This window comes from Pseudomonas sp. NPDC090203 (assembly GCF_044746765.1).
Taxonomy (GTDB): Bacteria; Pseudomonadota; Gammaproteobacteria; order Pseudomonadales; family Pseudomonadaceae; genus Aquipseudomonas; species Aquipseudomonas putida_AD.
In genome coordinates this window covers 40,745-52,799 of the sequence record NZ_JBIVCV010000005.1, presented here as the reverse complement: position 1 = coordinate 52,799, position 12,055 = coordinate 40,745, and the positions used below count along the sequence as shown (strand labels likewise).

At 61.8% G+C, this 12,055-nt stretch carries 16 protein-coding genes; 9 read left to right on the top strand and 7 right to left on the bottom strand.

Annotation, left to right across the window (positions count from 1 at the left end; genetic code table 11):
- The first annotated feature begins 17 nt into the window (after positions 1-17).
- From ACIPO9_RS10130 to ACIPO9_RS10100, 7 genes are all read left to right on the top strand, one after another.
- Positions 18-242, top strand: coding sequence for a DUF6555 family protein (locus ACIPO9_RS10130; RefSeq protein WP_274133327.1), 225 nt, complete (start codon positions 18-20; stop codon positions 240-242).
- A gap of 346 nt (positions 243-588) precedes the next feature.
- Complete coding sequence (locus ACIPO9_RS10125; RefSeq protein ID WP_400780610.1) at positions 589-906, top strand: YXWGXW repeat-containing protein; 318 nt, start codon at positions 589-591, stop codon at positions 904-906.
- Positions 907-1,012: 106 nt separating this feature from the next.
- Positions 1,013-1,609, top strand: coding sequence for an RNA polymerase sigma factor (locus ACIPO9_RS10120; RefSeq protein ID WP_400780608.1), 597 nt, complete (start codon positions 1,013-1,015; stop codon positions 1,607-1,609).
- A complete protein-coding gene (locus tag ACIPO9_RS10115) occupies positions 1,606-2,040 on the top strand; it encodes a hypothetical protein (RefSeq protein WP_400780605.1) in 435 nt (144 codons plus the stop codon). Before ACIPO9_RS10120 ends, ACIPO9_RS10115 begins: the two co-directional genes overlap by 4 nt.
- Positions 2,037-2,510, top strand: a complete 474-nt coding sequence (locus tag ACIPO9_RS10110) for a periplasmic heavy metal sensor (protein ID WP_274133335.1) — start codon at positions 2,037-2,039, stop codon at positions 2,508-2,510. The genes ACIPO9_RS10115 and ACIPO9_RS10110 overlap by 4 nt, the downstream gene beginning before the upstream one ends.
- An 89-nt stretch (positions 2,511-2,599) precedes the next feature.
- Entirely contained in the window at positions 2,600-2,812 is a 213-nt protein-coding gene (locus ACIPO9_RS10105; protein ID WP_274133336.1) for a hypothetical protein, read from the top strand.
- Between the two features lie 73 nt (positions 2,813-2,885).
- Positions 2,886-3,539, top strand: a complete 654-nt coding sequence (locus ACIPO9_RS10100; RefSeq protein ID WP_400780604.1) for an HAD-IA family hydrolase — start codon at positions 2,886-2,888, stop codon at positions 3,537-3,539.
- Positions 3,540-3,551: 12 nt separating this feature from the next.
- Here ACIPO9_RS10100 and nagZ read toward each other — a convergent pair whose 3' ends face one another.
- Together nagZ and ACIPO9_RS10090 are read right to left on the bottom strand one after the other, a co-directional pair.
- Positions 3,552-4,550, bottom strand: coding sequence for a beta-N-acetylhexosaminidase (nagZ, locus tag ACIPO9_RS10095; RefSeq protein ID WP_400781057.1), 999 nt, complete (start codon positions 4,548-4,550; stop codon positions 3,552-3,554).
- 103 nt (positions 4,551-4,653) lie between these two features.
- The gene (locus ACIPO9_RS10090) at positions 4,654-5,367 is read right to left on the bottom strand and encodes a TetR family transcriptional regulator (protein WP_400780601.1); all 714 of its coding nucleotides are present in this window, start codon (positions 5,365-5,367) and stop codon (positions 4,654-4,656) included.
- 250 nt (positions 5,368-5,617) lie between these two features.
- Between ACIPO9_RS10090 and lexA the strand changes: the two genes are divergently transcribed.
- Positions 5,618-6,229, top strand: a complete 612-nt coding sequence (gene lexA / locus ACIPO9_RS10085; RefSeq protein ID WP_274133339.1) for a transcriptional repressor LexA — start codon at positions 5,618-5,620, stop codon at positions 6,227-6,229.
- 11 nt (positions 6,230-6,240) lie between these two features.
- The gene (sulA, locus tag ACIPO9_RS10080) at positions 6,241-6,741 is read left to right on the top strand and encodes an SOS-induced cell division inhibitor SulA (RefSeq protein ID WP_274133340.1); all 501 of its coding nucleotides are present in this window, start codon (positions 6,241-6,243) and stop codon (positions 6,739-6,741) included.
- Positions 6,742-6,835: 94 nt separating this feature from the next.
- On the opposite strand, the gene ACIPO9_RS10075 is transcribed toward sulA, so the two are convergent.
- The 5 genes from ACIPO9_RS10075 to fadA all read right to left on the bottom strand — a co-directional run bounded on the left by ACIPO9_RS10075 (position 6,836) and on the right by fadA (position 12,034).
- The gene (locus ACIPO9_RS10075; protein ID WP_093467610.1) at positions 6,836-7,072 is read right to left on the bottom strand and encodes a hypothetical protein; all 237 of its coding nucleotides are present in this window, start codon (positions 7,070-7,072) and stop codon (positions 6,836-6,838) included.
- Positions 7,073-7,154: 82 nt separating this feature from the next.
- Positions 7,155-7,676 (bottom strand): DUF6586 family protein, encoded by a 522-nt coding sequence (locus ACIPO9_RS10070; protein ID WP_400780598.1) that lies wholly within the window; start codon positions 7,674-7,676, stop codon positions 7,155-7,157.
- 130 nt (positions 7,677-7,806) lie between these two features.
- The gene (topA, locus tag ACIPO9_RS10065; RefSeq protein ID WP_400780596.1) at positions 7,807-10,410 is read right to left on the bottom strand and encodes a type I DNA topoisomerase; all 2,604 of its coding nucleotides are present in this window, start codon (positions 10,408-10,410) and stop codon (positions 7,807-7,809) included.
- A 110-nt stretch (positions 10,411-10,520) separates the two neighbouring features.
- Positions 10,521-10,757: a DUF1653 domain-containing protein gene (locus ACIPO9_RS10060; protein WP_400610405.1), complete on the bottom strand. Its 237-nt coding sequence runs from the start codon at positions 10,755-10,757 to the stop codon at positions 10,521-10,523.
- Positions 10,758-10,858: 101 nt separating this feature from the next.
- On the bottom strand, positions 10,859-12,034 hold the full coding sequence (fadA, locus tag ACIPO9_RS10055) for an acetyl-CoA C-acyltransferase FadA (protein WP_274133346.1): 1,176 nt from the start codon (positions 12,032-12,034) through the stop codon (positions 10,859-10,861).
- Positions 12,035-12,055: the final 21 nt, after the last annotated feature.

Below are 12,055 nucleotides of genomic sequence, written 5' to 3'. Positions count from 1 at the left end.
TAGGGAGGTTTACGAGAGTGGGACAGTACAAGCATTTCAGAATCGATTATCTGCTGCATGGAAAATACAAAAGCTTTTATATCAGCGCCGAAGCCATGGACAGCGCTTCTGCATGGCATTGGGCGTCAGTGGACGCAGGCTTTGGCCAGATCCCCAAATATCGTTCTGACAAGGTGCCTAAGGTCAGCAAACCCAAGGCCGAGCAACTGGGCCTCACGGATGTAGAGTGGGCCGAATCCTGAGCTGTGCTCGGAAAAACCCATGACGCCGATCAGCCTGGCGGAACAGTTTTCTGACAATTGACCGGCTGTATCGAGGCCATAGAAAGAGCTGTTCATTAATCGACCATATTGACCAAGCCCTTGCACCCAAGGGCTTACAGACAGTTATCCACAGAGATATTCACTATTTCCGTGGACAACTTTCTGAACCCTTTCCCGTTGACTATCAACGTCATATGGCGCTAGCACCCCTCCCTTCCTTTCGATCCTCCCATTTTTTTCGCACTGCCTGCGACGGATTTTTCCAGCGCCTGCGTTGAACCCTTCAGCTGCACTCACTTTCGCGTGCAGGCATGAAGGAGTTGTCATGAGAGTCCCACGATCTCTGGCCAGATTAGGTTACGCCCTGCTCATCCCGGTCGCACTCGCGGCACTGGCGAGCACCCCCTCCTACGCGCAGGAAATCATCATTCGCCAGGCGCCACCCCCCATGCGCATGGAGCCGGTTCCGGGCGGGCGGCCCGGATATGCCTGGGACCGCGGTCACTGGCGCTGGGAGGGCCGGGGCTATGTCTGGGCGCCCGGGCACTGGCAGCGCGTGCGACCCAATGCGCACTGGCAGCCGGGCCACTGGGTGGCGCGCGGTCCGAACTGGTACTGGATAGAAGGTCGCTGGGTGCGGTGAACCATTGGCGGGGATGCGGTCAGTAGTAACAAGATATTTCAACACCCTCCCCGCCAGCCTTGAACATGACGTGGCTGCCCCAGTAACCGGACCGAGACACGCCATATTGAACGAAACTGATCCGGACCTTGAGTTGTTGGCCCGCGTCGGCAACAACGAACCGGAGGCCGTCAAGGAGATGGTGTCACGCAAACTCCCTCGCCTGCTCGCCTTGGCCAGCCGCCTGTTGGGCGATGCCGAAGAAGCCCGGGATGTCGCCCAGGAAAGCTTTCTCAGGTTGTGGAAACATGCGGCGGGCTGGCGCACCGGCCAGGCGCGCTTCGACACCTGGCTGCACCGCATCGTGTTGAACCTGTGCTACGACCGCCTGCGCAGCCGCAAGGGCATGCCGCTGCTCGAAGACGACTTCCTCGCCGAAGTCCCGGACAGCGCGCCGCTACCCGAAGAGCAGTTGCAAACCCAGGCGCAGCACGCACAAATGGCCGCAGCACTGGCCGCCTTGCCGGACCGCCAGCGTGAGGCCATCGTTTTGCAGTATTACCAGGAATTGCCCAACACCGAAGCCGCAGCGCTGATGCAGATCAGCGTCGAGGCGCTGGAAAGTCTTTTGTCACGAGGCCGGCGCAACCTGCGCACTTATTTAGCCGAGTCAGACCTTGCCCCGCAGCAGCGCAAGGCCAGCCCAGGGAGAGGAAAACCATGACGCCTGAACGCTTTGCCCATCTGGCCGACGCCTACGGGGCGGACCTGCGACACTGGCCGGCAGCCGAACAGGAAGATGCCCGTCGCCTGCTGGCTTCGGGGGAAACAAGCGTGCATGAAACGCTGCGGCAGGCGGCCTGGCTCGACCGGCAACTGGACACTCATCGCGCGGCCACCCCTGATCCGTTGCTGGTTCGCGCAGTGCTGGCAGCGGCCTTCACCCCGGCCTCTTCATCGTTCTGGCGTCGGCATTGGGAATGGCTGTCGAGCCTTGGCATCGTCGGCGTGGGCCTTGCCGGTGCAGCCGCGGGAATGCTGGTGGTTTCCCTCAGCCTGCCGCTCACCGGCACCCCCGAGGTATTGCCCAGCATCTTCGACCATGGCGATGTCGAGCTCTTCCAGGGCCTGGATGCCGAGGAGAACGATCAATGAGCCAGGCCCCCGCTCGCTTCAAAACCCTACTGATCGCCTCGGTGCTGACCAACGTTTTCCTGATCGGCGGCCTTGCGGGCGGCTGGTATCAATGGTCCAACCGCCCGCACCCTCCCCGCAGCGTGGTGCAACACGGGTTGCATCAGGCGCTGGCGCAACTGCCCGAAGCCCGTCGCCATCAGTTGCGCCGCCTGCTGCGTGAAACCCGCGCGCAAAACCAGGCGCTGATCGTCGCCAGCCGTCAGGCCCACGCCGATGTCGTGCAGCGCCTGCAATCTGCAGCGCTGGATCGCGATGCGCTGGACGCCGACCTGGACCGCGCCCGCACCGCCGACATCAGCCTGCGCACCCGCGTTGACGCCACTCTGGCCGACTTCGCCGCCACCTTGCCGGCCGATGAACGCCAGAAACTGGCCGAGGCGATGGTCAACCGGCGTCAGGCGCTGCCACGCAACGCGATGAAAGAGTAAAAACCGGCGACGGATTCTGCGCCATGCAACGTTAAATCCCTGTACGCCCCACCAATCAGGTGCGGGCCAGGTCGACACAAGGATTTCCCATGTTGCGATTCACCAAGGCCGCCCTGCTGGCCACCGCCTTCACCCTCACATTGTCCGGCTGTGTCGTCGAGCCGGTTCACCCGCGCCGCCCACCGCCGCCTGTAGAGGTCGTGCCCGTGATGCCCGCCCCCGGCGCACAATGGGTGCCGGGACACTACCGCTGGGCTGGCAATCAGTGGCTGTGGATGCCGGGGCACTGGCGCCGCTACTGACAGACTCTCTGTGCAGTGCATGCTAGGCTCGCGAATCGACTGAACGACAGCGCTTCATAAAAGGACAGCATGCATGCCAGAGCAGCACTCATTCGCCGCCTTCCTGTTCGACATGGATGGCACTCTGACCAACTCCACCGTGGCCGCCGAGCGGGTCTGGACGCAATGGGCGCTGAGCAAGGGCGTCAATGTCCAGGAGTTGCTCGCGACCATTCACGGGGTGCGCTGCATCGACACCCTGCGCCGTTTGAACCTGCCGGGAGTTGATCCGGAACTCGAAGCGCAGCGGCTGACCGAGGCGGAAATCGAGGATGTCGAGGGCGTGGTAGCCGTTGAGGGCGCCGCGCAGTTACTCGCTGCGATCCCGGACAACCGCTGGGCCGTGGTCACTTCCGCTCCGCGCCAACTGGCCGAGCGCAGGATCCTCGCGGCCGGCCTGCCGCTGCCGCAGGTGCTGGTCAGCGCCGAAGACGTCGAGAGAGGTAAACCCGCGCCGGACTGCTTTCTGCTGGGTGCCCAGCGCTTGGGCGTGAAGGCAGAGGATTGCCTGGTATTCGAAGATGCGGCGGCGGGTATTGCAGCGGCCGAAGCGGCCGGGGCGCAAGTGATGGTGGTCACGGCGGCGCATACCCACAGCCTACAGACGCAGCATCCTTCACTGAACAGTTACGATGCCTACAAGGTAGTGGTCGATCAGCAGGGGCGCCTGCAACTGCGCCCCAACTGATCTGCACCAGGCTCAGTCGATCAACTGGGCGTCACGAAGCGCACCCAGCGCGGCCTGCCAGCGCGGGTGCTGACGGTATTCGGTGGTCGCCAGCCCCTGCCCACGCATCCGGGCAATTCGCGCAGGGGCGGTGATTTTCATCCGCTGCGCAGCACTGAGGGCCAGTTCTGCGGCAGCGCGATCGTTGCACACCAGGCCCATGTCGCAACCGGCCGTCAGGGCCGCCTCGATACGGCTGGCGGCATCGCCCACCACATGGGCACCGGCCATGGACAGGTCATCACTGAAAATCACCCCGTCAAAGCCAAGCTCGCCGCGCAGAATGTCCTGCAGCCAGCGCCGAGAGAAACCTGCCGGTTGCGAATCCACCTGCGGATAGATGACGTGAGCCGGCATGACCGCCGCCAGTTGCTTGCTCAAGCGGGCAAAAGGCACCAGATCGTTGGCCCGGATGGTTTCCAGACTGCGTTCATCGTTGGGGATCGCCACATGGGAATCCGCTTCGACCCAGCCGTGCCCCGGGAAATGCTTGCCGGTGGCCGCCATGCCAGCGTCGTTCATGCCGCGAATGAAAGCACCCGCCAGCAACGCCGCACGCTCGGGATCGCCTTCGAACGAACGGCTGCCCACCACCGCGCTGCGCTGGTAGTCCAAGTCCAGCACCGGCGCAAAGCTCAAGTCCAGCCCGACGGCCAGCACTTCGGCTGCCATCAGCCAGCCGCACTGCTCGGCGAGGAATTCGGCATTCGGGTTGTCGGCAATCGCGCGCATGGCTGGCAGACGCACGAAGCCCTGGCGCAGGCGCTGCACCCGCCCGCCCTCCTGATCGACCGCCAGCAGCAAGTCAGGACGAATGGCGCGGATAGACGCGCACAGCTCACGTACCTGGCGAGGGCTTTCGATGTTACGGGCAAAGATAATCAGGCCGCCCACTTCGGGCTGGCGCAGAAACTGACGGTCTTCGGCGGTCAGCCAGGTACCGGCGACGTCCACCATCAGGGAGCCTTGCAGGCCAGAATTCATACCAAGATCCTTCAACAACCAATGCTCAGACCGGCATGGTGAGGGATCGAGGGGTGCGATGCAAATTCACCGCACCGTACTGCGAGAGCGGTCAGACTTTGGCGGGGGTCGGCGGCGTCGCGCTTTTGCTGCGTGGCTTGAGCTGGGCGCTGATCATGGCAGAGTCCGTCACCCCGGTTTCGGCGCGCATGCCGGCGGCCAGGAAGGGCACCATCAGGCGCATGACCTGCTCGATAGAGGTATTGACGCCGAAATCGGTCTCGGCGATGGCGCGCAACGCCTTGATACCGGACATGCTGAACGCTGCGGCGCCGAGCATGAAGTGCACGCGCCAGAACAGCTCGATAGGCGGGATACGCGGCGCGGCCTCGTTGACCAGCAGCATATAGCGGCGGAAAACCTTGCCGTACATGTCTTGCAGATAGCGGCGCAGGTGGCCCTGGCTCTGGCTGAACGCCAGGCCCAGCAGACGCATGAAAATCGACAAATCATTGCCGCTTCGAGGTTGCACCACCAAGGCTTGCTCGACGAGAATTTCCAGCAGCTCTTCAAGGGTCGGCTTGTGCTCGGGCTTGGCCTGGCGGCGCTCAAGCTCTTTGTCCAGGCTCAGGCAGAACGGCCCCAGGAAACGCGAGAACACAGCCTGGATCAGCGCCTTTTTCGAACCGAAGTGGTAGTTCACCGCTGCCAGGTTCACCGACGCCTTGCTGGTAATGAGCCGCAACGACGTTTCGGCAAAACCCTTCTCGGCGAACAGCTGTTCTGCAGCATCGAGAATTCGTTCAACTGTTTCCGACTGAGCCATGGTTCTTCGCCTGACAAACACTTGTTTGAAACATACGTTTCAAGCGATTTCCTGTCAACCCTGCCCGTTCGTTTTCTGCCCGTCCGGTCACGCCATTTAATCATACAAATCGGCACTTACAGCCACTGCCTGGCAAAGTCCGCGAGGGATCTTTGCACGGTCATCGGCTGCGCCGGATAAAAGGATGATTGCCAAGACGCGATCACTGTATATAATCCCAGTCACTGTATAAAAAGACAGAGCGACGTACATGATTAAACTGACAGCACGCCAAGCCGAGATTCTGGATTTCATCAAACGCTGTCTCGAAGACAACGGCTACCCGCCCACCCGTGCGGAAATCGCTCAGAAACTGGGGTTCAAATCCCCCAACGCTGCCGAAGAGCACCTCAAGGCCCTGGCACGCAAGGGCGCCATCGAGATGACCCCTGGCGCCTCCCGCGGCATCCGCATTCCGGGCTTCGAGGCCAAGAACGACGACACCGGCGGCCTGCCGATCATCGGCCGCGTCGCTGCCGGTGCGCCGATCCTGGCCCAGCAACACGTCGAGGAATCCCTGGCCATCAACCCGGCGTTCTTCCACCCTAGCGCAGACTACCTGCTCCGGGTCCACGGCATGAGCATGAAGGATGTCGGCATCCTCGACGGCGACCTGCTGGCGGTCCACACCACCCGCGAAGCCCGCAACGGCCAGATCGTCGTGGCGCGCATCGGCGACGAAGTCACCGTCAAGCGCTTCAAGCGTGAAGGCAGCAAGGTCTGGCTGATCGCCGAGAACCCTGATTTCGCCCCCATCGAGGTCAACCTGAAAGATCAGGACCTGGTCATCGAAGGGCTGAGCGTCGGCGTGATTCGCCGCTAAGGAGAACGTCCATGCAGTTCCAGACACCGCAACAACATGCACAACTGCCCCTGTTCGAAGCCTTCATGGCCCCGGTCGGGCACCTGCTCGACGCGCCGCTGCTCAAGGTGCCGGTCCTGGACGATGTGGTCCAGAAGCCCTGGAACAACGATGCGGAAGTCTTCAGTGAATTGTCATTGCGCGGCGCTGCCGGGAACTGCCTGAACCTTCTGGCGCCTATCCTCCGGGATCTGAGCCAGGACTCCAACGACCGCTGGCTGACGCTCATCGCTCCGCCTTCGAGCGTCACCCAGGCCTGGCTGCGGGACGCAGGGCTGAACCGGGAGCGCATTATCCTGATGCAGCCCCGTGGCAATCAGAGCGCGCTGGAACTGACCCGCGAAGCCTTGCGCCTGGGCCGCAGTCATACCGTCGTCAGCTGGATCAACCCGATTTCGGGCACCGCCCGTCAGCAACTGATCAGCGCGGCGAGCATCGGAAATGCGCAAAGCCTGAACATCCGCCTGGGCTGAGTGACAGCGGCGGGTTCAGTCAGTATCGGAAAAGGTGTGTAGCCAGGCTTCTGCGAACGAGAAGCCTTGAAGCACGCATTTGACCCGGGCCGGATCAATGCAGGACGCGAGGCCCCTCTTCTTCCTTGGTCAGCTCGCCTTCAGCCAGGCGGCCAGCCATCTGCACGCCGACGCTCAGCATTGCCTTGGCGACTTCGACGTGTTGGCCTTGCAGAAATGCCTTGGCATCCTCGGAGAAATTCAAGGTCACCAGCGACCCTTCATCCTCGGCACGGCGCAACTCGATGCGGCCGTCAGGCAATTCGACAATTTCCAGAAAAGAGGTTGGCATCAGGACAGTTCTCCACGAAAGACGACCATTGTAACAGCCTGATGACGCATGCCCTAGTCCATCGATCAATCAGACGTTTGGCTCAGCATTCGCTCAGACCTTCGCGGAAACGAATGGCCAGCCCCTTGAGCTGTTGCCGCCAGCTTTCCATTTCTTCACGGCTCAACTCGGGCTCCGGCTCTTCCTCTGCGGCCACAGCGATGATCAGCGGCTGGGTCACGTCACCTTTTGGCTTGCTCGGGGCACGTGGCGGCTGGAACAGCGCGTTGTAGGACGCCAACAGCTGCGCCAGCCAGGTTTCGCGCTGCTGCGCCAATTCCACCAGCTCAGCCATTTCCGGAATCTGGATCGATTCCAGCACCTGCGGAGTCAGCAGCGCCTCGGCACGCGGCGAGTTGGCCTGGGGCAAACGATAGAAGCCGGCGATTTCGTGACACAGGCCCAGCAGCGCGCCGTACAGGTGAAACACCGCCGATTCACATTCAGCCTGCTCCAGGCCCTGGGCGTTCATGGCGCCACTGGCCTTGGCCTTGGCCATGGCTTCCAGGGCAAGCCCTGCGAAAAAGATCTTCTGGTTGGTACGTGTATAGAGTTCGCGAGCCATGAACGTGGCCTCCACCTCGATGAATAGGGACAGGTCGCCTTGCGAAAAAAATCCCCCGCTACGCAAGCGCACCGGGGGACTGATTCAACGCAAGACGGGTGCGCCAGCCGACAGGCTCAGGCGCACGCGATCAACGCTTGTCTTCGACCTTCCAGGTGCCGCCGTCGTAGAACGCGCGCCAGCCGGTCGGCTTGCCGTCCACTTCGGTCTGCACATATTGCTCCTTGGACTTGCGGCTGTAACGGATCACTGCCGGACGGCCATCAGGATCTTTCTGTGGTGCTTCGCACAGGAAGTGGTACTTCGGATCGATCTCGGACTTGTGCGGCACGATTTCCAGCACCAGCGGCGCACGGGTCTCGCGGTTTTTCGGGAACTGGCTGGCCGCCAGGAACAGACCCGAGGCACCGTCACGCAGGATGTAGGTGTCGTCGACCTTCTCGCACTTGAGTTCCGGCATCTTCACCGGGTCCATCTTCGGCGGTGCAGCCTCGCCGTTCTTCAGCAGCTTGCGGGTGTTCTTGCAGTTGGTGCAGCCGAAGAACTTGCCGAAACGGCCAGTCTTGAGCTGCATCTCGCCGCCACACTTGTCGCACTCCACGCTCGGGCCTTCGTAGCCCTTGATGCGATAGGTGCCCTCTTCGATCTCGTAGCCTGCGCAGTCCGGGTTGTTGCCGCAGATGTGCAGTTTGCGCTTCTCGTCGAGCAGGTAGGCGTCCATCGCGGTGCTGCAGATCGGGCAGCGATGCTTGCCACGCAACACGCGCGATTCCGATTCACCCTCGTCGTCCTCGGCGATTTCGTCGCCTGGGGTCAGGTTGACGGTGGCCTTGCAGCGTTCCTTGGGCGGCAGGCTGTAGCCCGAGCAGCCGAGGAACACGCCCGTGGACGCGGTACGAATCTGCATCGGACGGCCGCAGACCTTGCACGGGATGTCGGTCATCACCGGCTCGTTGGCACGCATGCCGCTGCCGGTCGCTTCGGCCACTTCGAGTTTCTTCTTGAAGTCGCCGTAGAACTCGTCGAGCACGTTTTTCCAGTCACGCTCGCCCTGGGCCACGTCGTCGAGGTTCTCTTCCATGCCGGCGGTGAAGCCGTAGTCCATCAGGTTCGAGAAGCTCTCGGACAGGCGCTCGGTAACGATGTCGCCCATCTTTTCCGAGTAGAAACGACGGTTGTGCAGCGCCACGTAGCCACGGTCCTGGATGGTCGAGATGATCGCCGCGTAGGTCGAAGGACGACCGATCCCGCGTTTTTCCATTTCCTTGACCAGACTCGCTTCGGAGTAGCGCGCCGGCGGCTTGGTGAAGTGCTGGGTCGGGTCGAGCTTGATCAGCTTCATGCTGTCGCCCTGAGCCATGTCCGGCAGCACGTCGTCGTCGCCCGGCTTGCTCATCTGCGGCAACACACGGGTGTAACCGTCGAACTTGAGGATGCGGCCCTTGGCGCGCAGTTCGAAGTCGCCGGCGGTGACGCTGACAGTGGTAGACAGGTATTGCGCAGGCGGCATCTGGCAGGCCACGAACTGGCGCCAGATCAGCTCATACAGGCGCTCGGCGTCACGCTCCATGCCCGACAGCTTGCTCGGGTGGGTATTGACGTCGGAAGGACGAATCGCTTCGTGAGCCTCTTGTGCGCCTTCCTTGCTGCTGTAGACGTTCGGCGAGTCGGGCAGGTACTTCTTGCCGAACTCGCTTTCGATGTAGGTGCGGGCCATGGCCACTGCGTCCGCCGACAGGTTGGTCGAGTCGGTACGCATATAGGTGATGTAACCCGCTTCGTACAGACGCTGGGCCATCATCATGGTTTTCTTCACGCCGTAGCCCAGACGGTTACTGGCCGCCTGCTGCAGGGTGGAGGTGATGAACGGCGCCGACGGCTTGCTGCTGGTCGGCTTGTCTTCGCGCTTGGCGATGCTGTAGGCCGAAACCTTGAGCTTCTCCAGGGCCGCCATGGCCTGGGCTTCGTTCAGCGGCTTGAAGGCCTCGCCTTTCTCGCGGGCCACTTCGAAGCGCACCTTGGCGCCCTTGGCGGTCCCCAGGTCAGCGTGCACTTCCCAGTATTCTTCAGGGTTGAAGGCACGGATCTCACGCTCGCGCTCAACCACCAGCTTCACCGCAACCGACTGCACCCGACCGGCGGACAGGCCACGGGCGATCTTCTGCCACAGCAGCGGAGAGACCATGTAACCCACGACGCGGTCCAGGAACCGGCGCGCCTGCTGGGCATTGACGCGGTCGATGTCCAGTTCGCCCGGCTGGGAGAACGCTTCCTGGATGGCTTTCTTGGTGATCTCGTTGAACACCACGCGCTTGTAGCGATCGTCGTCACCACCAATGGCTTCGCGCAGGTGCCAGGCAATGGCTTCCCCCTCGCGGTCCAAGTCCGTTGCCAGGTAGATGGTGTCGGCATCCTTGGCCAGGCGGCGCAGCTCCTCGATCACCTTTTCCTTGCCAGGCAGGATCTCGTACTTGGCTTTCCAGCCATGATCGGGATCGACGCCCATGCGGGCCACGAGCTGGCGCTTGGCCTTTTCCTTGGGCGACAGCGCAGGCGCTTCGGCCGCTGCCTTGCCGCGCTTGGCAGCAGGCTCTTTGGCGGCGCTCGCCGAACCGCTGGTGGGCAGGTCTCGGATATGGCCGATACTCGACTTCACCACGTACTGGCTGCCCAGATACTTGTTGATGGTCTTGGCCTTAGCCGGGGATTCCACAATGACCAGCGATTTGCCCATGGATCGGAAAATTCCTAATGCGAGAAAAAAAGACGTTGGAGCCTCAGAGGCCCCGCTATATATAGTGGCTACAAGGTGAGGTCAAGCACAGGCTACTGCAAGGCCCTGCCTCATGACCTCTGAAAAAGGTCAGGTTCGGCCGTGACCAAAGCAAAGCGCGGCACTTGCTCCCCGTCAACCTCGACCGACTCCAGAAACATGCTCAATGGACGTACCCAGAGGCCGTATTCGCCATACAGCGCTTGGTAGAACACGACTTCCTCTTCGGTCTCCGAATGCTTCGCGACACCGAAAACACGGTACTCGGGGCCTTTGTAGTGACGGTAGAGACCTGGTTGTAGCTGCATGCTGCGAACCTCAGGGAATGACCCGAAAAAACTATCAAAAAACGTTTCGTAAAAAATACAAAAGCCGGGGCACCTGGCCCCGGCTTGCAACCTCGCACCGCTTAGATGCGCTCAAAGACGGTCGAGATACCCTGACCCAGGCCGATACACATGGTGGCCACACCCAGGGTGCCGCCCTTCTGCTTCATGACGTTGAGCAAGGTGCCGGAAATCCGCGCTCCCGAGCAACCGAAAGGGTGACCCAAGGCGATGGCGCCGCCGTGCAGGTTAACCTTCTGGTCCATCTTGTCGAGCACTTTCAAATCTTTCAGCACTGGCAGGGCCTGTGCCGCAAAGGCTTCGTTGAGCTCGAAGTAGTCGATGTCGGCAATGCTCAGACCCGCGCGCTTGAGCGCTTTCTGGGTCGCCGGAACAGGCCCGTAACCCATGATTGCAGGGTCGACACCGGCCACTGCCATGGAGCGAATAACCGCCATCGGCGTGATGCCCAGATCCATGGCGCGCTGGCCCGACATCACGATCATGCACGAAGCACCGTCAGTGATCTGCGACGAAGTACCGGCCGTCACAGTACCACCTTTGGGGTTGAATGCAGGCTTCAACGCCGCCAGGCTTTCGAGGGTGGTCTCGGGACGAATGGTTTCGTCGAAGTCGTACATCTTCAGGAAGCCGTTCTCGTCATACCCTTGCATCGGGATGATTTCGTCCTTGAAGTTTCCTTCCACGGTCGCCTGGTGGGCCAGACGGTGCGAACGCACGCCGAACGCATCCTGGGCTTCACGGGTGATGCCGTGCATCTTGCCGAGCATTTCGGCGGTCAGGCCCATCATGCCCGAGGCCTTGGCCGCGTACAGCGACATGTGCGGGTTCGGGTCGACACCGTGCATCATGCCGACGTGGCCCATGTGCTCGACGCCGCCGATGACGAACACGTCACCGTTGTTGCTCATGATCGCCTGGGCGGCGGTGTGCAACGCGCTCATGGACGAACCGCACAGGCGGCTGACGGTCTGCGCAGCGGAGGTGTGCGGGATCTGGGTCATCAGCGACGCCATGCGCGCGATGTTCCAGCCCTGCTCCAGGGTCTGGTTGACGCAGCCCCAGATCACATCCTCGACTTCCGAAGGATCGACCTTGGTGTTGCGTTCCAGCAGTTTGCTGATCAGGTGCGCCGACATGTCTTCGGCGCGGGTGTTACGGTGCATGCCACCCTTGGAGCGGCCCATCGGGGTGCGACCGAAGTCGACAATCACGACGTCTCTGGGATTCAAGCTCATATTCTCACCTGTTCGTTGGGC